The 21959-nt window shown below is 70.7% G+C and carries 21 protein-coding genes; 15 read left to right on the top strand and 6 right to left on the bottom strand.

Translation table 11 applies throughout. The features are described 5' to 3' along the window. The first annotated feature begins 66 nt into the window (after positions 1 to 66). From mihF to DMC64_RS30880, 6 genes are all read left to right on the top strand, one after another. Positions 67 to 384 (top strand): integration host factor, actinobacterial type, encoded by a 318-nt coding sequence (gene mihF, locus DMC64_RS30905; protein WP_003096398.1) that lies wholly within the window; start codon positions 67 to 69, stop codon positions 382 to 384. Then, positions 381 to 1010, top strand: coding sequence for a guanylate kinase (gmk, locus tag DMC64_RS30900; RefSeq protein ID WP_081975946.1), 630 nt, complete (start codon positions 381 to 383; stop codon positions 1008 to 1010). The genes mihF and gmk overlap by 4 nt, the downstream gene beginning before the upstream one ends. 24 nt (positions 1011 to 1034) lie before the next feature. Beyond that, complete coding sequence (gene rpoZ, locus DMC64_RS30895; RefSeq protein WP_005152353.1) at positions 1035 to 1304, top strand: DNA-directed RNA polymerase subunit omega; 270 nt, start codon at positions 1035 to 1037, stop codon at positions 1302 to 1304. Further along, positions 1297 to 2517, top strand: coding sequence for a bifunctional phosphopantothenoylcysteine decarboxylase/phosphopantothenate--cysteine ligase CoaBC (gene coaBC, locus DMC64_RS30890; RefSeq protein ID WP_125736387.1), 1221 nt, complete (start codon positions 1297 to 1299; stop codon positions 2515 to 2517). Before rpoZ ends, coaBC begins: the two co-directional genes overlap by 8 nt. 84 nt (positions 2518 to 2601) lie before the next feature. After that, positions 2602 to 3816, top strand: a complete 1215-nt coding sequence (gene metK / locus DMC64_RS30885) for a methionine adenosyltransferase (protein WP_370325113.1) — start codon at positions 2602 to 2604, stop codon at positions 3814 to 3816. Between the two features lie 412 nt (positions 3817 to 4228). Continuing rightward, on the top strand, positions 4229 to 6319 hold the full coding sequence (locus tag DMC64_RS30880) for a primosomal protein N' (protein WP_125736386.1): 2091 nt from the start codon (positions 4229 to 4231) through the stop codon (positions 6317 to 6319). A gap of 75 nt (positions 6320 to 6394) precedes the next feature. Here the strand turns inward: DMC64_RS30880 and DMC64_RS30875 are convergent, their stop codons facing one another. After that, a complete protein-coding gene (locus DMC64_RS30875) occupies positions 6395 to 7774 on the bottom strand; it encodes a hypothetical protein (protein WP_233629881.1) in 1380 nt (459 codons plus the stop codon). 97 nt (positions 7775 to 7871) lie between these two features. Between DMC64_RS30875 and ggt the strand changes: the two genes are divergently transcribed. The 4 genes from ggt to DMC64_RS30855 all read left to right on the top strand — a co-directional run bounded on the left by ggt (position 7872) and on the right by DMC64_RS30855 (position 12753). Next, on the top strand, positions 7872 to 9683 hold the full coding sequence (gene ggt / locus DMC64_RS30870; protein WP_125736385.1) for a gamma-glutamyltransferase: 1812 nt from the start codon (positions 7872 to 7874) through the stop codon (positions 9681 to 9683). A 207-nt stretch (positions 9684 to 9890) separates the two neighbouring features. Further along, complete coding sequence (fmt, locus tag DMC64_RS30865; RefSeq protein WP_037343964.1) at positions 9891 to 10817, top strand: methionyl-tRNA formyltransferase; 927 nt, start codon at positions 9891 to 9893, stop codon at positions 10815 to 10817. Further along, complete coding sequence (locus DMC64_RS30860; protein ID WP_125736384.1) at positions 10814 to 12250, top strand: RsmB/NOP family class I SAM-dependent RNA methyltransferase; 1437 nt, start codon at positions 10814 to 10816, stop codon at positions 12248 to 12250. The genes fmt and DMC64_RS30860 overlap by 4 nt, the downstream gene beginning before the upstream one ends. Further along, positions 12247 to 12753, top strand: coding sequence for a flavoprotein (locus DMC64_RS30855; protein ID WP_125736383.1), 507 nt, complete (start codon positions 12247 to 12249; stop codon positions 12751 to 12753). Before DMC64_RS30860 ends, DMC64_RS30855 begins: the two co-directional genes overlap by 4 nt. On the opposite strand, the gene DMC64_RS30850 is transcribed toward DMC64_RS30855, so the two are convergent. From DMC64_RS30850 to DMC64_RS30840, 3 genes are all read right to left on the bottom strand, one after another. Then, the gene (locus tag DMC64_RS30850) at positions 12750 to 13865 is read right to left on the bottom strand and encodes a serine hydrolase (protein ID WP_125736382.1); all 1116 of its coding nucleotides are present in this window, start codon (positions 13863 to 13865) and stop codon (positions 12750 to 12752) included. The genes DMC64_RS30855 and DMC64_RS30850 overlap by 4 nt on opposite strands. An 82-nt stretch (positions 13866 to 13947) precedes the next feature. Beyond that, positions 13948 to 14607, bottom strand: coding sequence for a response regulator transcription factor (locus DMC64_RS30845; protein ID WP_125736381.1), 660 nt, complete (start codon positions 14605 to 14607; stop codon positions 13948 to 13950). Further along, entirely contained in the window at positions 14604 to 15839 is a 1236-nt protein-coding gene (locus DMC64_RS30840) for a sensor histidine kinase (RefSeq protein WP_125736380.1), read from the bottom strand. The genes DMC64_RS30845 and DMC64_RS30840 overlap by 4 nt, the downstream gene beginning before the upstream one ends. Positions 15840 to 15984: 145 nt before the next feature. Here DMC64_RS30840 and rpe point away from each other — a divergent pair, with 145 nt between their 5' ends. From rpe to DMC64_RS30815, 5 genes are all read left to right on the top strand, one after another. Continuing rightward, positions 15985 to 16653: a ribulose-phosphate 3-epimerase gene (gene rpe, locus DMC64_RS30835; RefSeq protein WP_007029650.1), complete on the top strand. Its 669-nt coding sequence runs from the start codon at positions 15985 to 15987 to the stop codon at positions 16651 to 16653. Positions 16654 to 16765: 112 nt separating this feature from the next. Further along, a complete protein-coding gene (locus DMC64_RS30830; RefSeq protein ID WP_125736379.1) occupies positions 16766 to 17389 on the top strand; it encodes a riboflavin synthase in 624 nt (207 codons plus the stop codon). Between the two features lie 56 nt (positions 17390 to 17445). Then, complete coding sequence (locus DMC64_RS30825) at positions 17446 to 18720, top strand: bifunctional 3,4-dihydroxy-2-butanone-4-phosphate synthase/GTP cyclohydrolase II (protein ID WP_199755168.1); 1275 nt, start codon at positions 17446 to 17448, stop codon at positions 18718 to 18720. Continuing rightward, positions 18717 to 19223 carry a 6,7-dimethyl-8-ribityllumazine synthase gene (ribH, locus tag DMC64_RS30820; RefSeq protein ID WP_037343973.1) on the top strand — a complete coding sequence of 169 codons (507 nt, stop codon included), beginning with the start codon at positions 18717 to 18719 and terminating at the stop codon, positions 19221 to 19223. The genes DMC64_RS30825 and ribH overlap by 4 nt, the downstream gene beginning before the upstream one ends. 17 nt (positions 19224 to 19240) lie before the next feature. After that, complete coding sequence (locus DMC64_RS30815; RefSeq protein ID WP_037344534.1) at positions 19241 to 19684, top strand: PH domain-containing protein; 444 nt, start codon at positions 19241 to 19243, stop codon at positions 19682 to 19684. Between the two features lie 487 nt (positions 19685 to 20171). Here the strand turns inward: DMC64_RS30815 and DMC64_RS30810 are convergent, their stop codons facing one another. Continuing rightward, positions 20172 to 20951, bottom strand: a complete 780-nt coding sequence (locus DMC64_RS30810) for an exodeoxyribonuclease III (protein WP_125736378.1) — start codon at positions 20949 to 20951, stop codon at positions 20172 to 20174. Positions 20952 to 21048: 97 nt separating this feature from the next. Then, positions 21049 to 21786, bottom strand: a complete 738-nt coding sequence (locus DMC64_RS30805; RefSeq protein ID WP_037343975.1) for a trypsin-like serine protease — start codon at positions 21784 to 21786, stop codon at positions 21049 to 21051. Positions 21787 to 21959: the final 173 nt, after the last annotated feature.

The raw sequence follows: 21959 nt of genomic DNA, 5'->3' as shown, positions 1-21959 counted from the left end.
GGGCCGAGGTAACGGGTGGGTACCGTCGCCACACCCACCCAGATTTGAGAACTACCGGAGGAAAACGTGGCACTTCCCCAGCTGACAGAGGAACAGCGCGCTGCGGCGCTGGAGAAGGCCGCCGCCGCCCGCCGCATCCGTGCTGAGCTGAAGGAGCGGCTGAAGCGGGGCGGTACCACTCTGGTCGACGTGTTGAAGCAGGCCGAGGAGAACGAAGTCCTCGGCAAGATGAAGGTCTCGGCTCTGCTCGAGGCTCTTCCGGGCGTCGGCAAGGTCCGTGCCCAGCAGACCATGGAACGACTGGAGATCGCACCCAGCCGTCGTCTTCGCGGCCTCGGCGACCGGCAGCGCAAGGCGCTGCTGGCCGAATTCAGCGGCGAGTGAGCGGCATCGGTCAGGACCACCCGGTGAACCCGGGCGCTGACCGCGGCGGTGAGCCGGTGGCGGGAGTCGAATCCCGGCACCGGCTCACGGTCGTCTCAGGGCCTTCGGGGGTCGGGAAGTCGAGCGTGGCCAAGGAGCTGCGCAAGCTGGATCCGGAGATCTATTTCAGCGTCTCGGTGACCACCAGGAAGCCGAGGCCGGGTGAGGTGGACGGCGAGCACTACCACTTCATCGACCGGGCCGAGTTCGACCGCATGGTCGCCGACGGCGCACTGCTCGAACACGCCGAGTTCGCGGGCAACTGCTACGGCACCCCGCGCGGGCCCGTGGAGCGGGTGCTGGCCGAGGGCCGCAACGCGATCCTGGAGATCGAACTCCAGGGCGCGCGGCAGGTCCGCAAGGCGATGCCGGAGGCCCGGCTGGTGATGCTGATGCCGCCGTCGTGGGACGAACTGGTCGGCAGGCTGACCGGCCGCGGCACCGAGAACGAAGCCGCCGTGAAGGCCAGGCTGGCCGAGGCCGAACGCGAACTCGCCGCCGCCGGGGAGTTCGACGAGCGCGTCGTCAACGCCGACGTGCGAGAGGCCGCTGAGCAGTTGCTAAACTTGATAACCGGCGACAACTAGACCCGAAGATTCGGAGCACCACGAGTGACGACTCAGGCCACGCTGCACGAAGAGCTCGAAGGAATCACCAACCCGCCCATCGACGACCTCCTCGAGAAGGTCAGCTCGAAGTACGCGCTGGTGATCTACTCGGCCAAGCGCGCTCGCCAGATCAACGACTACTACGCCCAGCTGGGCGAGGGTCTCCTGGAGTACGTCGGCCCGCTGGTCGAGCCGGGCCCGCGCGAGAAGCCGCTGTCCATCGCCCTGCGCGAGATCCACGGCGGTCTGCTCGAGCACACCGAGGGTGAATAAACCCCGGGTCGTTCTGGGCGTGGGTGGCGGGATCGCCGCCTACAAGGCCTGTGAGGTCCTGCGCGGACTGACGGAATCCGGTCACGACGTCCGCGTGGTCCCCACCGAAGCCGCGCTGAACTTCGTCGGCGCGGCCACCTTCGAGGCACTTTCCGGGAACCCGGTGCACACCGGCGTGTTCACCGAAGTGCCCGAGGTTCAGCACGTCCGCGTCGGCAAGGAAGCCGACCTGGTGATCGTCGTGCCCGCCACGGCGAACCTGCTCGCGAAGGCCGCGCACGGCATCGCGGACGATCTGCTGACGAACACCCTGCTCACCGCCCGGTGCCCGGTCGCCTTCTTCCCGGCGATGCACACCGAGATGTGGGAGCACCCGGCCACCCGCGACAACGTGGCGCTGCTGCGTTCGCGTGGCCTGGTCGTCGCCGAGCCCGCCGCAGGCAGGTTGACCGGCAAGGACACCGGCAAGGGACGGCTCGCCGACCCGGCCGAGATCGTCGACCTGGCCCGGCTCCTGCTCGCCGTGCCGAAGGCCCTCACGCGTGACCTCGAAGGCGTGCGCGTGGCCATTTCGGCCGGCGGCACCCGTGAGCCGCTCGACCCGGTCCGGTATCTGGGCAACCGCTCGTCGGGCAAACAGGGGTACGCGCTGGCCCGCGTCGCCGCCCAGCGCGGCGCCGAGGTCACCCTGGTCACCGCGCACACCGTCGCGCTCCCGGAGCCCGCGGGCGCGACGGTCGTCCACGTGTCCACCGCCGAGGAGATGCGCCAGGCCATGCACGCCGAGGCCGCCTCCGCCGACGTCCTCGTGATGGCCGCCGCCGTCGCCGACTTCCGGCCCTCGAACCGGGCCGACCACAAGATCAAGAAGTCCGACGACGCGCCGGATCCCGTCGTCGAGCTCGCCCGCAACGCGGACATCCTGGCCGAACTGGTGCTGAATCGGACCCCGGGCCAGGTGGTCGTCGGGTTCGCCGCCGAAACAGGGGACGATAAGGGTGGCGTCCTCGACCACGCCAGGGTCAAACTCAAGCGCAAGGGCGCGGATCTGCTGGTGGTGAACGCCGTCGGTGAAGGGAAGGCCTTCGGCACCGAGGACAACTCCGGCTGGCTGCTCGGGGCCGACGGCACCGAAATCCCGATCCCGCTCGGCGCCAAGGCCGAACTCGCGTCCACATTGTGGGACGCTGTTGTGACCTTGATGAAGCGTTGAGAGCCCCCAAAGCGATAGTCAGTAGGCTTGAGTTCAAGCTGAGGGGTGCCTAACTTTCTAGGCATCAGACGTCTAGGTGAGGGAGTGACGGGCACCGTGACCGCGTCCACGAGCAGACTGTTCACATCGGAATCGGTGACTGAAGGTCATCCCGACAAAATTTGCGATGCCATCAGCGACTCGATCCTGGACGGCCTGCTGGCCAAGGACCCGCGCAGCCGGGTGGCGGTCGAAACCCTTATCACCACCGGTCAGGTGCACGTCGCCGGCGAGGTGACCACCGAGGCCTACGCGGACATCCCGACCATCGTCCGCGACGTGATCTTGAAGATCGGCTACGACTCCTCGGCCAAGGGCTTCGACGGCAACTCGTGCGGCGTCAACGTCGCGATCGGCTCCCAGTCGCCGGACATCGCGCAGGGTGTCGACACCGCGTACGAGTCCCGCGTGGAATCCGACGAGGACGAGATCAACCGCCAGGGCGCGGGCGACCAGGGCCTGATGTTCGGCTACGCCTGCTCGGACACCCCCGAGCTGATGCCGCTGCCGATCGCGCTGGCGCACCGGCTCTCGCAGCGGCTGACCCGGGTCCGCAAGGAAGGCGTGCTGCCGTACCTGCGCCCGGACGGCAAGACCCAGGTCACCATCGAGTACGCCGGCGACCAGCCGGTGCGGCTCGACACGGTGGTCGTGTCCACCCAGCACGCGGACGGCATCGACCTGGAGCAGATGCTCGGCGTCGACGTCCGTGAGCACGTGGTCTCCCCGGAGATCGCCGAGCTCGGGCTCGACACCTCCGACGTCCGGCTGCTGGTCAACCCGACCGGCCGCTTCGTCATCGGCGGTCCGATGGGTGACGCGGGCCTGACCGGCCGCAAGATCATCGTCGACACCTACGGCGGTATGGCCCGCCACGGTGGCGGCGCGTTCTCGGGCAAGGACCCCTCCAAGGTGGACCGCTCGGCCGCGTACGCGATGCGCTGGGTGGCGAAGAACGTCGTCGCCGCGGGGCTCGCCGCCCGCGCCGAGGTCCAGGTCGCGTACGCGATCGGCAAGGCGGCCCCGGTGGGCCTCTTCGTCGAGACCTTCGGCACCGAGACGGTCGACCCGTCGAAGATCCAGGCCGCCATCACGGAGGTCTTCGACCTGCGTCCGGCCGCGATCATCCGCGACCTCGACCTGCTTCGCCCGATCTACGCGCCGACGGCCGCGTACGGCCACTTCGGCCGTCCCGAGCTGTCTCTTCCGTGGGAGAGCACGGCGCGGGCCGCGGACCTGAAGTCGGCCGCGGGCGCCTGATCCCTTTCCGTGAAGGCCTCCTTGCCTACCTTGAGGGTAGGGAAGGAGGCCTTCACGGCCTCTTGGGGTCGGAGCCCGGTTGCGCGTGTGTCGTCCATCCAGACACGCATGTCGTCCGCCGGATCACGCGTGTCGTCCCTTCGACCACGTGAGGCCGCCAGTTTGAGATCCCGGCCTGCGTGGTGCTGGCGTGTCTCTACTTGCCGGAGGTACATGAAGGGGTCCTTCCTGTACCTAGGCGCAAGGAAGGGGGCCTTCATGTACTCGGCAGGGCCTTCACGGCACTCCACAGCGAGATGGCTCCAGCGGCGCGTGCAATGAACGGTCCGTTCCTTGCGAAATTTGCAAGGAACGGACCGTTCATTGCACGCGGTGGCGGGCACTGGCGACAGCGTCTGGTAGAGATCACCGGGTGAGCAGCAGTCCCGAACCGACCCCTCTGTGGGACCTTCCGGAGCCGAAGGCCGAGCCGGCGCGGAAGGCGAAGCCGTCGCGCGCGAAAACGGCCAGCCGTCGTGGGGCGCAGAACCCCGCGCCCGAGAACCCGGTCGCGCGGATCGTCGTGGACATCCCGCTCACGCATCTCGACCGCACCTTCGACTACCGGATCCCCGAGAAACTGCACGAAGCCGCCGTCCCCGGTTGCCGAGTGCGGGTCCGGTTCGCGGGTCAGCTCGTCGACGGGTACCTCGTCGAGCGCGCCGATACCACGGAGTTCACCGGGAAGCTCGCGTACATCGACAGGGTGACCTCCAGCGAGCCCGTCCTGCCCCCGGCGCTGCTCACGCTCTGCCGGTCCGTCGCGGACCGCTACGGCGGCACCCTCAGCGACGTCCTGCGGCTCGCGATCCCGTCCCGGCACGCGAAGGCCGAGGGCGAACCGCCCGCCGAGACCGCACCGACGCCGGAGCCGCCCGAAACCACCGCCTGGGAGAAGTACCAGAGCGGTCCGGCGTTCCTGGAGGCCGTCGCGGAACGGCGTCCGGCCAACGCGGTCTGGCAGGCGCTGCCGGGGGAGGACTGGCCGCGCCGTCTCGCCGAAGCGGCCGCCGTCGCGGCTTCCGCGGGCCGGGGTGTGGTCATGGTCGTGCCCGACCATCGTGACCTGACCCGGCTGCACGACGCGTGCGTTTCCTTGCTGGGCGCCGAATCCGTGGTCGCGTTGATCGCGGGGCTCGGCCCCGCCGAGCGGTATCGCCGCTGGCTCGCGGTGCTGCGCGGCGCGGTGCGCGTCGTCGTCGGCACGCGCGCGGCGATGTTCGCGCCGGTCGCCGATCCCGGCCTGTTCGTGGTGTGGGACGACGGCGACGACGTCCACCTCGACCAGCACGCGCCGTATCCGCACGTCCGTGACGTGCTGATGGACCGCGCGCACGCCGCGAAGGGCTCCATGCTCGTCGCCGGTTTCGCGCGCACCGCCGAAGCGCAGTTCCTGGTGGAATCGGGCTGGGCGCAGCCTCTCGTGGCCGCCCGGCCGGAGCTGCGGGCGGCGGCGCCGAGGGTCACCCCGGTCGGGGAGGACTTCGACGTCGCCCGGGACGAGGCGGCCAAGGCCGCGCGGCTCCCGTCGGTCGCCTTCGAGGCGGCCAGGCAGTCGCTGGCGGGCGGATTCCCCGTGCTGGTGCAGGTTCCGCGTCGCGGGTACGTCCCGGGGCTCGCGTGCGGCAACTGCCGGACGTCGGCGCACTGCCGTCGTTGCGCCGGCCCGCTTTCCTTGCCGGGCGGGCTGATCGACGGCGCGCCGAGACCGCCCGCCTGCCGGTGGTGCGGCGTCCCCGAGACGAACTTCCATTGCGCCGCATGCGGTTCGGTGCGGCTGCGGGCGGTCGTCGTCGGGTCGAAGCGCACCGCGGAGGAACTGGGCCGCGCGTTCTCCGGCTTCCCCGTGCGGACCTCCGGTGCGACGGAGGTTTTGGCTTCGGTGCCCGGAAAACCGGCGCTGGTCGTGTGCACACCGGGCGCCGAGCCGGTCGCGGAAGGCGGCTACGGCGCGGCGCTGCTGCTGGACGGCTGGGCGCTGCTGGGGCGGCAGGACCTGCGCGCGGGGGAGGAGACCCTGCGCCGCTGGATGGCGGCGGCGGCCCTGGTGCGGCCGGGGACCGAAGGCGGTCGCGTGTTCGTCGGCGCGGAAGCGGGCCTTTCCGTGGTGCAGGCGCTGGTGCGCTGGGACCCGGGCTGGCACGCGAGCCTCGAACTGGCGGAGCGGCGCGAACTCGGGTTCCCGCCCGCGACGCGGATGGCGAGTATCGAAGGCACGCCGGACGCGGTCGCCGGACTGCTCGACGACCTCGCCCTCCCGGAGACCGGCGAGGTGCTGGGCCCGGTGCCGCTCGGCGAGGTCGACGAGGACGGCAACGCCGAACGGGAGCGGGCGCTGGTGCGCGTCGCGCGTCCGGACGGGAAGGCGCTCGCCGCCGCCGTCCACGCGGCGGCCGCGCGCCGGGACGCGCGCAAGGCGCCCGAGCCCATCCGGATCCAGCTGGACCCGCTTGAGCTCATCTAGCGACCCCGCGTTTCGTCCTCTGAATGCGGTGGTTCGACAGCGAACCATCGCATCCAGAGGACGAAATGCGTGGGGTCAGAGGGTCGTGCCGGGGGTCGCGAGGACGTCGGCGCGAGCCGAAGCGCCCGGAGCGGGCGAAGCGGGCTTCGTGGCGGAGCCGCCCAGAGCGGCGGTGAGCAGCGTGACGATCTGCGACGAGATCGCCGCCCGCCGTGCCTCGAAATCGGCGTCGGTCAGGGCCGAAGGATCGGCGGGCGTGCCGAGGACGGGCGTGTGCAGGTGCCCGCCCGCGATCCCGGTCAGGCCGAGGCCCGTCCGGAGCCGGTTACTGCGATACATGGACTCGTTGCTCAGGTAGTTGCCGCCGCCACCGGAAGCGGCGACTTCACCCGGCTTCGGCGCGTCCGTCCGGCACACCGCGGTCCCCGTCCCCGGTTTCGTGCTGTCCGGCCAGACGCAGAACGCCTCGTTGTACAGCACCTGATACGCCCCGGCGGGCGCGGCGAGCATCTTTTCGTACGGCAGCGTGGTTTCGATGAACTGGACGTCCGGCTGCGGCCAGCCGTCGGCGGGCGGTACCGGGCCGCGGACGGGCTCGTCGAGGTTGTCCGGCGAACCACCGCGCCAGGCACCCGCCCACCGCTCGATGTCGAAGCGGCCGGGACGACCCTGACTGATCGTCATGATCAGCTCCGGACGGCGGAACCGGTCCTTGAACGCCTGACCGTAGGCGGCCTCGACGATTCCGGCGTCGAAGTAGCGCCACACCACCGGGAAGGACACCGCCTGCACCAGCGCGGGCCCGGTCGGCGTCTGGATCGTCTTGCCGTCGAGGTGCAGCGCCGCCGCGCCAGACGGGTTCGCGATGCGGACGCCCGCGCCGTTGAGGGTGAACGGATCGAACCCGCTCACCAGCACCCGGCGCAGCTTCGGGCCGGCGGGGAAGCGGGAATCGTCGAGTCCGCGCGCGCCGAAGTCGAACGTCTTCAGCAGCTCCGCCCGGGCGGGCGCGGACAGCGGGAAACGCGGCGTCCACTGCCGCAACGCCTTGCTCATCTGGAGGCGGGCCCAGTAGAGCGGCCGGTCGTCGGCCTTGTCGATGCTGCCGAGGTCGGGACGGCGGCCCTGCGCGCGGTCGACCGCGGTGCGCCAGAGCCCGTCACCGGCGGTCTCGGCGAGCTTCTCTGCCCGCAAAGCGGTCTTCGTGGCGCAGAGGCGCCTCGTGAAGTCGGAGACGAGCTTGTCGAATCCGGCGAGCCGGACGAGTTCCGGGCCGACCGCGGGACCACCCGAAGGCATGGTCGCGGTGAGCCGCTTCTCCTCGACGGTGATCGCGGCGGAGTCGTCGAAGCAGGCGCTCGCGCCTTCTGCCTGCGCGACACCGGGGACAGCGAGGACGGGAAGTGCGATGAGCAGCGGGAGGAAGGCGCCCCACCGCCTGCCGGAAGTCTTCATGGCCCGCATTCTGCTCATCCCGCCACGGCCGCACCACCGACGAACGCAGGTCTGGACGGGTCTTGTCCGGGGTGGACAGGCGGGGCAGACTCGCGCCATGGCCGCGCACAGAAGCACTCCGGTACGCATCACCGCAGTCACCGCGATCGCCGTCCTGGTCGGCACCGCCGCGCCGGGGATGGCGGCGGCCGCGCCACCGACGGCCAAATCGCCCACCGCCGTCGGCTATCTGGGCGCGGTGTCGAGTATCGACGCGGACGCGACCGCGATCGGCACGAAGATCCTGCGCGAAGGCGGCAACGCCGTCGACGCCGCCGTCGCGACGGCCGCCGCGCTCGGCGTCACCGACCCGTTCTCCGCCGGATTCGGCGGTGGCGGCTTCTTCGTCTACTACGACGCGCGCTCGGGCAAGGTGCACACCCTCGACGGCCGCGAGACCGCCCCGTCGACCGCGAACGAGAACCTCTTCGTCGAGAACGGCAAGGCGATCCCGTTCGCCGAGGCCGTCACCAGCGGACTGGGCGTCGGCGTGCCCGGCACACCCGCCACCTGGCAGGAAGCCCTGCGCAAATGGGGGACCAAGTCGCTGGCGAAGGCGGTCAAACCCGCCGAAGAACTCGCCCGCAAGGGTTTCACCGTCGACCAGACCTTCAACACCCAGATCGCGAACAACGCCGCCCGGTTCTCGGCGTTCCCGTCCACCCGGTCGCTGTACCTGCCCGGCGGCGCGCCGCCCGCGGTCGGCTCGACGTTCAAGAACCCGGACCTCGCGGGCACGTACGCGCAGCTCGCCGCGAAGGGCACCGACGTGCTCTACCACGGCCCGATCGGCGCGGACGTCGTCGACACCGTGCGGAAGCCGCCGGTCGACCCCGCGTCGACGCTGAAGGTGCGCCCCGGTGACATGACCGCGGCCGACCTCGCGAAGTACCGCGTCGTCGAGCGGAAGCCGACGAAGACCCAGTACCGCGGTCTCGACGTCTACGGCATGCCCGCGCCGTCGTCCGGTGGGCTGACCGTCGGCGAGGCGCTGAACATCCTCGAGAACACGAAGCTCTCGAAGCTGGAGAAGGCCGACTACCTGCACTACTTCCTGGAGTCGACCCGGTACGCCTTCGCCGACCGCAACCGGTGGATCGGCGACCCGGCCTTCGTCGACGTCCCGGCGAAGGAGCTGATCAGCCAGAAGTTCGCCGACAGCCGCGCGTGCCTGATCGACGCCGCGAAGGCCGGGACGAGCCCGGTCGCGCCGGCGGATCCGCGCAAGCCCACGCCGTGCGTGGCCGGGACGAACCCCGCGCCGACCCCGTACGAGGGCGAGAACACCACGCATCTCACGGTCGCCGACCGGTGGGGCAACGTCGTCGCCTACACGCTGACCATCGAGCAGGAGGGCGGGAGCGGCATCGTCGTGCCGGGCCGCGGCTTCCTGCTCAACAACGAACTGACCGACTTCTCCTTCACGCCGGTGACGCCGGGCGTGCCCGACCCGAACCTGCCGGGCCCGGCGAAGCGGCCGCGTTCGTCGATGGCGCCGACCATCGTGCTCGACCACGGCAAGCCGTTCCTCGCCGTCGGCTCGCCCGGTGGCGCGTCGATCATCACCACGGTGCTGCAGATCCTCACCGGCCGGATCGATCGCGGGCTGAAGCTGGTCGATGCGATCGCCGAACCGCGCGCCTCGCAGCGGAACTCCGCGGCCGCGCAGGTGGAGCAGGCGTTCCTGGACCAGACCGACGTGCTCAAGGTGCTGAAGGCCAAGGGACAGGGCTTCTCGGCGACACCCGGGGAGATCGGGGCGGCGACCGGTGTGGAGCGGCTGCGGGACGGCCGGTGGCTCGCCGCGGCCGAACCGACGCGCCGGGGAGGCGGCTCGGCGGCCGTCGTGCTGCCCTGGCCGCCGCGTTAAGGACGACTTCGCTCGCGAAGGCCTCTTCGGCCCTTTCGCGTGCTAGGAACGGTCCTTTCCTTGCAAAATTTGCAAGGAAAGGACCGTTCATTGCAGCCGCCGCACCGCACAGGGAGAGCGAGCGCGCCCCGGCGGTAAGCTCCTTCTAGACTGAGCGGCGATGTTCGCCCAGTCAGAGGTACCCGTCCCCCCGGCGGAGGTGCGTTGATGCGCCTCGTCTTCGCCGGCACCCCCGAACCCGCGGTCCCGTCGCTGCGCGCGCTGCTGGCGTCCGAGCAGCACGAGGTCGTCGCCGTCGTGACCCGTCCGGACGCCCAGGCAGGCCGCGGCCGCCGCGTCGTCCGGTCGCCGATCGGCGCGCTGGCCGACGAGCACGGGATCGAGGTGCTGACCCCGCCGAAGGCGAGCGACCCCGCGTTCCTCGCCCGGCTCGCGGAGATCGCGCCCGACGCGTGCCCTGTGGTCGCGTACGGGGCGTTGCTGCCCCAGGCCGCGCTGGACATCCCGGCGCACGGCTGGGTCAACCTGCACTTCTCGCTGCTCCCCGCGTGGCGCGGCGCCGCGCCGGTCCAGGCCGCGATCCGCGCCGGGGACGAGATCACCGGCGCCTCGACGTTCCGCATCGTCAAGGAACTCGACGCGGGCCCGGTCTACGGCGTGGTCACCGAGCAGATCGCCGCCACCGACACCGCGGGCGAACTGCTCGGCAGGCTGGCGGAGTCCGGGGCGAAGCTGCTCGTGTCCACGATGGACGGAATCGCCGACGGTTCGCTGCGAGCGGTCGAGCAGACCGGTGACGGCGTGAGCTACGCGCCCAAGGTGACCGTCGAGGACGCGCGCGTGTCGTTCGCCGATCCGGCCGCCGCGGTCGACCGGCAGATCCGCGCGGTCACGCCGGAGCCGGGCGCGTGGGCGGAGTTCCGGGGCGAGCGGCTGAAACTCGGCCCGGTGACGGTCGTGGACGAGCCGGGACCCCCGCCCGGCGAACTCGTCGTGGAGCGCAAGCGGGTGCTGGTCGGCACGGCGTCGAAGCCGGTGCGGCTGGGCGAGGTGCAGGCGCAGGGGAAGAAGCGGATGGCGGCCACCGACTGGGCGCGCGGTACGAGGATCGAACAAGGAGAGCGCCTGCAGTGAACGAGCGTAGGGAACGCCGGCCGTCGAGGCCGCAGCGAGGCCGCCCGGCCCCGCGCAAGGAGGGGCCCAGCCGCCCGCCGCAGATCGACCCGGCCCGGCAGGTCGCCTTCGACGTCCTGCGCGCGGTCCGCGAAGACGACGCGTACGCGAACCTGGTGCTGCCGCAACTGCTGCGCAACCGCCGGATCTCCGGCCGCGACGCGGCGCTGGCCACCGAACTGACCTACGGCACCTGCCGCGCGGTCGGCATGCTGGACGCCGTCATCGCGGCCTGCCTGGACCGTCCGCTGGAGAAGGTCGACGCCATCGTGCTGGACGGCCTCCGGCTCGGCGCGTACCAGCTGCTGCGCACCCGCATCCCCCAGCACGCCGCCGTCGGGTCCACTGTGGACCTCGTCCGCGCCGAAGTCGGTTCCTGGATCGCGGGTTTCGTGAACGCCGTGCTGCGTTCGGTGTCCGAAAAGGACGAAGAGACCTGGCTGAACGAGCTGGCCCCCGACGAGGCCGCCGACCCGATCGGCGCCTACGCCCTGCGGACGGCGCATCCGCGCTGGGTCGCGCGGTCGTTCGCGGAAGCCTTGGGGGACAAGGGACCGGAGCTGAAGGCGGCCCTGGAGGCCGACGACGACCGCCCCGACGTCCACCTGGTCGCCCGGCCCGGCGAGATCAGCGCCGAGGAACTGGCCGCCATCACCGGTGGCGACGTCGCGCCGTACTCGCCCTACGGCGTGCGGCTGCCCGCGGGCTCCGGTGACCCCGGCGATCTGGAGCCGATCAAGGAAAAGCTGGCCGCGGTGCAGGACGAGGGCAGCCAGCTGTGCGCCTACGCCGTCACGAGGGTCCCGGTCTCCGGCTCCGACGTGCGGTGGCTGGACCTGTGCGCCGGTCCGGGCGGCAAGGCGGCGCTGCTCGGCGCGCTGGCGGTGGCCGCGGGCGCGACCGTCGACGCCGTCGAGAAGGCGCCGCACCGGGCGAAGCTGATCGAGAAGGCCGTCCAGGACCTGCCGGTGACCGTGCACGTCGCCGACGGCCGCGAGACCGGTCTCGAACCGGGCTACGACCGCGTCCTCGTCGACGCGCCGTGCAGCGGTCTCGGCTCGCTGCGGCGCCGCCCCGAGGCACGCTGGCGCCGTCAGCCCAGCGACATCGCGGACCTGACGAAACTGCAGGGCCAGCTGATCATCGCGGCACTGGACCTGGTCCGGCCCGGCGGCATCGTCACCTACGTCGTCTGCTCGCCGCATCTGGCCGAGACCGAAGGCGTCGTGGGGGAGACCGCGCGCCGCGCCGGTGCCCAGATCGTCGACGCGCGGGAGTTCTTCCCCGGTGTCCCGCAGCTCGGCAACGGCCCGTACGTCCAGCTGTGGCCGCACCGCCACGGCACGGACGCGATGTTCTGCGCCGTCCTGCGGAAGCCGGACACCGCCGGGTGAGCAGGGTCCTCGGCCTGGTCGCGAGCTCGTGCGGCGGACTGGACACCCGGTTCGCCGCGCAGCTCGCGAAACCGGCCGCGGACCGCGGCTGGGAGCTCGCCATCACACTGACCCCCACCGCGGCCCGCTGGCTGGAGACGACCGGCGGGCTCGGTGACCTGGAGAAGTGCACCGAGCTGCCGGTCCGCAGCACTTCCCGGCTACCGGGCGAACCCCGCCCGCATCCGGACCCCGAGGTGTTCCTGTTCGCGCCCGCGTCCGCCAACTCCGTGGCGAAACTGGCGCTCGGCATCGCCGACAACCAGGCGCTGACCCTGCTCGGCGACGTCCTCGGCACGCCGGGCATCACGATCGTGCTGGGCTACCAGATCCAGGACACGCGGGTGCACCATCCGGCGTGGCGGCGCCATCTCGACACGCTCGCCTCCGCCGGGGTCACCACCACGAGGCTCACCCCGGAGACCGCTTGGACCTCGGTGCTGGACCTGCTTCCGGCCCTCTAGCGGGCGCAGAACGCCGTGTCGACCGCGGCCGCCAGATGCGCCGACGCCCCGTCCGGCAGCGGGTCCTGGTTGACCACGACGTTCACCTTCTTCCCGTGCGGGACCGCCCCCGAGATGTTCGCGAAGCCGCGGAGGTTGCCGCCGTGGCCCCAGAACCTCCCGCCGCAGGACAGCGGCACCGACGCGATCCCGAGCCCGTATTCCGCTCCGGGGATGCCCAGGCCCGCCGGCACGGTCCGCTGCATCTCCGCCAGCTGTGCCCGGGGCAGGAGACGGCCGTCGACGAGCTCCCCGTAGAAGCGGTTCAGCTCCGCGCCGGTCGAAACGATCCCGCCGGAGGCCCCGGCGAGCGAGGGATCCAGTTCGGTGTAGTCGACGAGACCCGGCGCGTAGCCCCTGGCGTGCGGCAGCGGCAGGCGCTCGTCGCCGCGCGACGGCAGGTAGGTGTGGCGCAGGCCGAGCGGCTCGGCGATCCTCTTCCGGATCTCGGTGGAGACCGAGCGGCCGGTGAGCTTCTCGATGAGCATGCCCGCGATGACGTAGTTCGTGTTGGAGTACCTCCATTCCGTGCCCGGCGCGAAGTCCGGCGGATGTGCCAGGCCGACCGCCAGCAGTTCCCCGGGTTCGGCGCCGCGATGCCGCCACTCGTCGATGTCGAGATCGCGGACGTAGTTGTACAGCCCGCTCGTGTGTTGCAGCAGCTGCCGGACGGTGATCTTGGTGCCGTCGTTGCCGTTCCCGCGGACGAGCCCGGGCAGGTAGCGGTCGATCGACGCGTCCAGCCGCACCTTCCCCTCGGCGACCAGCTGCAGGACCACGACCGCGACGAAGGTCTTGGTGATGCTGGCCGCCCGGAACTTCGAGTCGTGCGGGAACGGTGTCCCGGTCTCGGCGTTCCCGACGCCCTCACGCTCCGACCACGACCGCCCGGACGGGCTCGTCACGGTCGCCTGCGCGCCGGGGACGCCGTCCTGCACCAGTGTTTTCAGCGCTTTGTCGACTTCGTCCCGCGGGTGGGTGACGGCCAGCGCCGGGGCGGCGGTCGTCGCGGCGAGCAGTGCGACCAGTGAACCGACGGCGACGATCTTCTTGCCTGGCAAGGATTTTCGCATGGATTCCACGTTAGGGAGGCGCGGGCGCGGTGGCCATGGGGTGAACCCCCACGCCTTACTGAGGTTTGCCCCACCATGCCGCTCAGCGCAGGCTGTGCCCTGGCGCGACGACACCGGTCTCGTAGGCGAACACCACCGCCTGGCTCCGGTTCGCCGCGCCCAGTTTCCCGAAGATGTTGCCCACATGGGTCTTGACGGTTTCGAGGCTGATGACCAGCTCGGCCGCGATGTCCACATTGGACTTACCGGTGGCGATGAGCCGCAGCACCTCGGTCTCCCGTTTCGTCAGCGACGACGGACGGGGAGCGAGGCCGGACGGCGCCGGGCGCGCGGTGACCATCCGGCGGATCGCGTCGGGGAACAGCAGCGTCTCCCCGGCGGCGATCGTCCGGATGGCGTGCGCGAACTCCTCCTTGCGCGCCCGCTTCAACAGGAATCCGCTCGCCCCGGCCAGCAGCGCGTCGTAGACGTAGTCGTCGTTGTCGAACGTCGTGATCACGAGGACCTTCGGCGGCTCGGGGATTTCGGCGAGCACCCGCCGGGTCGCCTCGATCCCGTCCACCCCGGGCATGCGCACGTCCATCAGGACCACGTCGGGATGCGTCCGCCGCGCCAGATCGACCACCTCGCCGCCGTCGTCCGCCTCGCCGACCACGGTCAGGTCCGGCTGGTTGTCCAGCAGGGAACGCAAACCGGCTCGCAGCAAGGGTTCGTCGTCGACGATCAGGACGCGCAGTGTCATGAGCGCGACCGTAGCGGGATCGTGGTCACCAGCCGCCACAACGGTTCCCCGTCGACGGCGGGTCCCGCGACGAGCTCCCCGCGCAGGGCCTCGACGCGTTCGGTGAGCCCCGGCAGTCCGTTGCCGCCGCGGCCGGAGGCGGCCGCGTGCTCCATGAGCGGGTTCACGATCTCGATCCGCAGCGCGTCGGCGAGTACCGCGACCCGCACGCTCACCGGGCCGGGATGGGCGTGCCGCAACGCGTTCGTCAGTCCTTCTTGGACGATCCGGTACGCCTCCCGTGAAAGGGTCGCGGGCAGTTCGGCGGCGGGGCCGGTGAGCTCGTAGTCGATCTCCGCGCCGCCCGCGCGGGCCCGTTCGGCCAGCGTCCCGGCCTCGATGAGCCGCCGTTCGGGCTCGCGGGACGACCGGTCCTCCCGCAGCAGGCCGAGTACGTGGTCGAGGTCTTCGAGCGCCGCCCTCGAAGACTCCTCGATGGTGCCCAGCGCCCGGCGCACCAGCTGCGGTTCGGAATCGACCAGTTCGGCGGCCGCGGCGGCCTGGATGGTCGACGTCGTCAGCGTGTGCCCGATCGAGTCGTGCAGTTCGCGGGCCAGCCGGTTGCGCTGCTCGAAGTGGTTCGCCCGGACTTCCGCCGCGGCGACGCGCTCGGCGGCGGACGGGCCCAGCAGGGCGACCGCGGCGTACTGGAACAGCTTGCTGAAACCGGCGAGGACGTAGGCGATGACGACGAGCGTGACCAGCGCGATCGGCAGTGTCCACAGCCCGCCGGTGCCCGATTCGATCGTCACCCGCTCCCCGAAGAACTCGATGGGGCTGCCGCCACCTCCCGCCCACACGACGGCGAACACGAAGCCGAGCATCAGGAAACAGCCGAGGCCGAACAGCACCCAGCCGAGCGCGGTGTGCACGAGCAGCCAGGCCGCCGAGCGCCAGCGCTCCGCCCAGGCGACCTTCGTGTGCTGCGGAGGCTGCGCGATCCGGGTGCCCAGCATCTGGTTGGAGAACCAGATACCGACCCGGCGCATCGGTCCGGGCAAACCGGCCAGCACGACCAGCACGCCCATGGCGAGCACGCCGTAGACCATCTTCGCCCACACGTCACCCGGGACGAGGACGGCGGGAACGAGCGCGATGGGGAACGGGATCGCCGTCATCGCCATGCCGAGGAGTCCGAACGGGACGCTGCGGTAGCTGCCGATCCGCACGAGGGGCTTGAGTGGGTTGACCATGAGGGGAACGCTATTCGGCGGCGTGTGCGCGCACCTCCCACTGCGGTGCCATTTCGCGTCATACTCCAGACCGGGTCGGCGGTCACAGCCGGTTAGCGGGCGTTAGCGGCGTCCTCCTACACTCGGGCGCGTGGCTCACCGACCTTTGATCGCACCCAGCATCCTCTCCGCGGACTTCGCCCGGCTCGGCGACGAGATCCGTGCCGTCGCGGGGGAGGGGGACACCCGAGCGGACTGGGTCCACGTCGACGTCATGGACGCGCACTTCGTGCCGAACCTGACCCTGGGCCTGCCCGTGGTGCAGTCGCTGCTCAAGGCCACCGACGTGCCCATCGACTGCCACCTGATGATCGAGAACCCCGACAAGTGGGCCATCGGGTACGCCGAAGCGGGCGCTTACAACGTCACCGTGCACGTCGAGGCCGCGCACGACCCGATCGCGCTGGCGAAGAACCTGCGCGCCGCCGGGGCGAAGGCCGGCCTGTCGATCAAGCCGAACACGCCGATCGAGGACCACCTCGAGACCCTCAAGCACTACGACACGCTCCTGGTGATGTCGGTCGAGCCCGGTTTCGGCGGCCAGTCGTTCATCGAGGGCGTCCTCGACAAGGTCCGCACCGCGCGGCGCCTGGTCGACACCGGTCACCTCAAGCTCGTCGTCGAGATCGACGGCGGGATCAACGCCGACACCATCGAGCAGGCCGCCGAAGCCGGAGTGGACTGCTTCGTCGCCGGTTCCGCCGTCTACGGCGCCGAAGACCCTGGTAAGGCCGTCGCGGCGCTTCGCGAGCAGGCGGCCCGCGTCCGCGGCTGATCCCGCCTCGTGATCCGCCGTCGGGTCAGGAGAAGGAATCGGCCGCGATGGGTGTTGGATGAGGGGAGCACCGTTCCCAGCGGCGGTGCGAGCCAGGAGGAGGGCAGCAGGAGTGTTCACCGGCATTGTCGAGGAACTCGGCGAGGTCACCGCGGTCGAGCAGGTCCCGAACGCCGCGAGACTGACCGTTCGGGGGCCGCTGGTGACCAGCGACGCCGGGCACGGCGACTCCATCGCGGTGAGTGGCGTGTGCCTCACCGTGGTCGCGGTGGCGGGCGGTGAGTTTACCGTCGATGTCGTGCACGAGACCCTGCAGCGCTCCAGCCTCGCGAAGGTGCAGGTCGGCGACGTCGTCAACCTCGAACGCGCGACGCCGGCCGGCGGCAGGCTCGGCGGGCACATCATGCAGGGCCATGTCGACGGCACCGGCGTCTTCCTCAACCGCGACGAGCAGGGACTCACCACGTTCGCGCTGCCGAAGAAGCTGTCCCGGTACGTCGTCGAGAAGGGGTCGATCGCGGTCGACGGCGTCTCCCTCACGGTCGCTTCGGTGACCGACGAGGAGTTCTCCGTCGCCCTGATCCCGACCACCCTCGAACTCACCACGCTCGGCCGGAACACCCCGGGTGACCTGGTGAATCTCGAGGTGGACGTGGTCGCCAAGTACGTCGAGAAGCTGGCCATGCCGCACCTGCGCGCGCAGGGGGACAATGGCGGTACGGAGGAGCGGGCGTGAGCGAGACGAGTGCGATTCCGGGGTCGGCCGATCTGACCCCCTGTGCGGGCGGGGTGGTGGCAGTGAACGCCGATGCCATCGAGGCGGCGATCGCCGACATCAAGGCGGGCCGTCCGGTCGTCGTGGTGGACGACGAGGACCGCGAGAACGAGGGCGACCTGATCTTCGCGGCGGAGAAGGCCACGCCGGAACTGATGGCCTTCATGGTGCGCTACACCTCGGGTTACGTCTGCGTGGCGCTGACCGAGGCCGAGGCGGACCGGCTCGACCTGCCGCCGATGTACCACACGAACCAGGACCAGCGCGGCACCGCGTACAGCGTCACGGTCGACGCCGCCGAGGGCATCACCACCGGCATCTCCGCGGCCGACCGGTCGCACACCGTCCGGCTGCTCGCCGACCCGGCGTCCAAGGCGTCGGACTTCCGGCGGCCCGGCCACGTGGTCCCGCTGCGCGCCAAGCAGGGCGGCGTCCTGCGGCGCCCGGGGCACACCGAAGCCTCCGTCGACCTGGCCCGGCTGGCCGGCCTTTCGCCGTCCGGGGTGCTCTGCGAGATCGTGTCGCAGAAGGACGAGGGCGACATGGCCCGCCGCGACGAACTCGAGGTCTTCGCCGCGGACCACGACCTCAAGATGATCACCATCGCCGACCTGATCGCGTACCGGCGGCGCACCGAGAAGCAGGTCGAGCGGGTCGCCGAGGCGCGGATCCCGCTGAACGCGGGTACGTTCCGCGCGGTCGGCTACGACAGCCTGCTCGACGGCATCGAGCACATCGCGTTCGTCTACGGCGAGATCGGCGACGGCGAGGACATCCTGGTCCGCGTGCACTCCGAGTGCCTGACCGGTGACGTCTTCGGCTCGCTGCGCTGCGACTGCGGCCCGCAGCTGGAGGCCGCGCTGGAAGCGGTGGCCAAGGAAGGCCGCGGCGTCGTGCTCTACATCCGCGGCCACGAGGGCCGCGGTATCGGGCTGCTGCACAAACTGCAGGCCTACCAGCTGCAGGACGCCGGCGCGGACACCGTCGACGCGAACCTGCAGCTCGGCGTCCCCGCCGACGCGCGGGACTACGGCACCGGCGCGCAGATCCTGTGCGACCTCGGCGTCCGCTCGATGCGGCTGCTGACGAACAACCCGGCCAAACGCGTCGGGCTGGAGGGCTACGGCCTGCGGGTCACCGGGCGGGTCGCGCTGCCGATCTCGCCGAACCCGGAGAACCTGCGCTACCTCAAGACCAAACGGGACCGGATGGGGCACGACCTGTCCCAGCTGGAGCATTTCGACCAGGTCGGCGCCGAGGTCGACCAGGGCAACGGAGGTGGCACGCGGTGAGCGGCGAAGGCCGTCCGGACGTCGAACTCGACCTGTCCGACTGTAAGAACATCCGGCTCGGGATCGTGGCCACGCGCTGGCACACGAAGATCACGAGCGCCCTGCTGGACCGCGCCCTCGAGGCGGCCAAGGCGGCCGACCTGGAGGAGGAGCCGACGGTCGTGCGTGTCGCGGGCGCCGTCGAACTGCCCGTCGCCGCGCAGGCACTGGCCCGCACGCACGACGCGGTCGTCGCGCTGGGCGTGGTGATCCGAGGCGGGACGCCGCATTTCGAGTACGTCTGCGACGCGGTCACCGCGGGCCTGACCAGGGTCGCGCTCGACGAGAGCACCCCGGTCGGCAACGGCGTCCTCACCTGCGACACCGAGCAGCAGGCCCTCGACCGGTCGGGGCTGCCCGGCTCCGTCGAGGACAAGGGCTACGAAGCGACGGTCGCCGCGCTGGACGCCGCGCACGCGCTGCGGAACCTGCGCCAGCCGTGGACCGAGCGGGGATTCGTGTGAGCGTCGAGGCGGATGTGATGACGGAGTCCGAGGTCGTGGTGGTGCGGCCCCGCCGCGCCCTGGTGATGTGCTCCGTGCTGGCGGTGATCCTGCTGGCGACGTTCGTGGTCGTCGCGGTGCTGCTGCGCGGCTCGGACACCGGCGTGATCTTCCAGCCGTCCGACCAGGCGGCGATGATCGGCATCGGCGTCCTGCTCGCCGCGGGCACGATGCTGTTCGCGACCGCGCGCGTGAAGGCCGACGCGGACGGCATCGAGGTCCGGAACGTGCTGATGACCAAGAAGTTCGCGTGGAGCGAGGTGCTCTCGGTGAGCTTCCCGGACGGCGCCTCGTGGGCCCGGCTGGAGCTGCCGGAGGACGAGTACTACTCGGTCATGGCCGTGCAGGCCGTCGATCGGGAACGTGCGGTGGCGGCGGTGCGGGCGTTGCGGCGGCTGCACAAGGCGGCCTGGGAGGGCTGACGCTCGCCTTTTCCCGACCGGGCGCGTTTCGTCCTCTGAATGCGGTCCTTGCGGTGTGCAAGTACGTGAAGGCCTCCTTCATTGCGCTAGACGCGGTGAAGGGGGCCTTCACGTACTTGGGGAAGGTGTGAAGGTCGGGTTTCCTCGGCTGAGCCGAGGGAAGGGACCTTTCACGCGCGGCCGCTGTGACTGCTGGTGCAGGTGGGGCGTATGTGGTGATCATCGCGTCCGTGAAGGCCTCCTTGAGGGACCCAGAGTCCCTCAAGGAGGCCTTCACGGACTTGAGCCAAGGAGGCACGCCGCTCTCCGGCTCCTTCAAGTGCTAGGAACGGTCCTTTCCTGGCAAAATTTGCCAGGAAAGGACCGTTCCTAGCATCCGGGGCAGGCGGCGTTCGCCGGGCTCACTCAAGTGTCATGAAAGGGCCGTTCAGGACGAAAAACGTCCTGAACGGCCCTTTCATGACATCCGGGACCACCCGCGGGCCCCTCAGAGCGAAAGATCCACCACGATCGGCGCGTGGTCCGAGGGCCCCTTCCCCTTCCGCGCCTCACGATCCACATAGGAATCCGTCACCGCACCCGCCACGACGGCGTCGGCGTACACCAGGTCGATCCGCATTCCCTTGTTGTTCGGGAAGTTCCCGGCCCGGTAGTCCCAGTACGTGAACGGGTGGTCGTACTTCAGCGGCCGCGGGAACACGTCGGACAGCCCGAGGTCCCGCAGCGCGGCGAGCGCCTTCCGCTCCGGTTCGGTCACGTGCGTCGATTCGGCGAACACGCCGATGTCCCAGACGTCCGCGTCGGTCGGCGCGATGTTGAAGTCGCCGAGCACCGCGAACGGCAGTCCGCGCGCCTGCTCCTCCCGCACCGTCGCCTCCAGCGCGGAGAGCCAGGCGAGTTTGTAGCCGTAGTGCGGGTTCTCCAGGTCGCGCCCGTTGGGCACGTACACCGACCACAGCCGCAGCCCGCCGCAGGTGGCGCCGATGGCCCGCGCGTCGGTCTTGTCCTCGAAGGTGGGCTCGCCGGTCAGCCCGCGTGTCACGTCTTCCAGCCCGACGCGCGACAGGATCGCGACGCCGTTCCAGCGCCCGATGCCGTAGGCGGCCGTCTCGTAGCCCAGTTCCCGCACCGCGTCGACGGGGAAGGCGTCGGTGCCGCTCTTGAGTTCCTGCAGGCACAGTACGTCCGGCTGAGCCGAACCGAGCCACTCCAGCACCCTCGGCAGCCGGGGCCCGATCGAGTTCACGTTCCAGGTCGCGATCCGCATGCCCGCGAGCGTCCCACACCCCACCGACACCCCGACGTGAAAGGGGCCCCTGCCGCGACGGGTCACGTCACGACAGGGGCCCCGGCCGGGGTGGAGGTCAGACCCCGGTGGTCGAGCGGATCCAGGAGCGGGCCGAAGCGACGCTGCCGTAGTTGTTGGTGCCGCGGATGTTCGAGCCGCTCTGGTTCTGCACGGTCGAAGCGACACCGACCTGGACGCCGTTGGAGACCTGGGGGCCGCCCGAGTCGCCCTTCCACGCCGAACCGTCGATGCCGACGCTCTGGATGGCCGGGCCACCGTAGGCGTCGGTCGAGCTGCCCGAGACACGCACGTTGGCGACCTTCAGCGCCGAGGCGGGCGGGCCGGTCGGGGTCTCGCGGCCCCAGCCGTAGAGCTGGTTGGTGCTGCCGACCGACGGGTTCGAGCTCGCCAGGGTGATCGGCGTGACACCGGCGTCGGAGGCCAGGTGCAGCAGCGAGATGTCGGAGCCGGCGGGCGAGGACACCTTGCGGTCGACGGCGATCTCACGGCCGCCCTGCAGCTGGTTGCTGCCGACGCGGACCCGCATGCCGGTGCCGTCGGAGTCGAGGCAGTGCTTGGCGGTCAGGACCCAGCGCTGGGCGATGACGCTGCCGGAGCAGTTGAACCCGTCCCACTGACGGCCCGGGGTGTTGACGTAGACCTGGGCGCCCCAGCTCACGGTGGGGGCGGTGCCACCGCCCACGATGTTGGGCTGGACACCGGTGGGGGTGCCCGCGGAGGCGACGGCGCCCGCGGTCATGGTGAGGGCTGCGGCGGCGAGGGTGGCGGCGCCCAGCGTACGAAGACGGCTCACGGTGCAGGAGTCCTTTCGAGCGTCATCTGACGAAGAACCGAATGAAGTGGAACTGGGACGGAAAGTAATCAACCGATTCACCCGCTAGGAACCAACGAACGTCGGTTACGGCGGAAGACCCGACTTAGGTCGGTATGCGTGGCGAAAGACGGACCGGATGGTGGGAATGGCCA

The organism is Amycolatopsis sp. WAC 04197 (genome assembly GCF_003947475.1).
In the GTDB taxonomy this organism is placed as follows: domain Bacteria; phylum Actinomycetota; class Actinomycetes; order Mycobacteriales; family Pseudonocardiaceae; genus Amycolatopsis; species Amycolatopsis japonica.
The sequence above is the reverse complement of the archived record's forward strand: the minus strand, read 5'-3'. Positions and strand labels throughout refer to the sequence as shown.

Excerpts from the sequence above, each read along its gene's own strand:
- DMC64_RS30845 (WP_125736381.1), bottom strand. The coding sequence starts at position 14,607 with ATGACACTGCGCGTCCTGATCGTCGACGACGAACCCTTGCTGCGAGCC.
- DMC64_RS30840 (WP_125736380.1), bottom strand. The coding sequence starts at position 15,839 with ATGGTCAACCCACTCAAGCCCCTCGTGCGGATCGGCAGCTACCGCAGC.
- ggt (WP_125736385.1), top strand. The coding sequence starts at position 7,872 with ATGGCCGCGCACAGAAGCACTCCGGTACGCATCACCGCAGTCACCGCG.
- DMC64_RS30875 (WP_233629881.1), bottom strand. The coding sequence starts at position 7,774 with ATGAAGACTTCCGGCAGGCGGTGGGGCGCCTTCCTCCCGCTGCTCATC.
- DMC64_RS30810 (WP_125736378.1), bottom strand. The coding sequence starts at position 20,951 with ATGCGGATCGCGACCTGGAACGTGAACTCGATCGGGCCCCGGCTGCCG.
- DMC64_RS30850 (WP_125736382.1), bottom strand. The coding sequence starts at position 13,865 with ATGCGAAAATCCTTGCCAGGCAAGAAGATCGTCGCCGTCGGTTCACTG.
- fmt (WP_037343964.1), top strand. The coding sequence starts at position 9,891 with ATGCGCCTCGTCTTCGCCGGCACCCCCGAACCCGCGGTCCCGTCGCTG.
- DMC64_RS30815 (WP_037344534.1), top strand. The coding sequence starts at position 19,241 with ATGACGGAGTCCGAGGTCGTGGTGGTGCGGCCCCGCCGCGCCCTGGTG.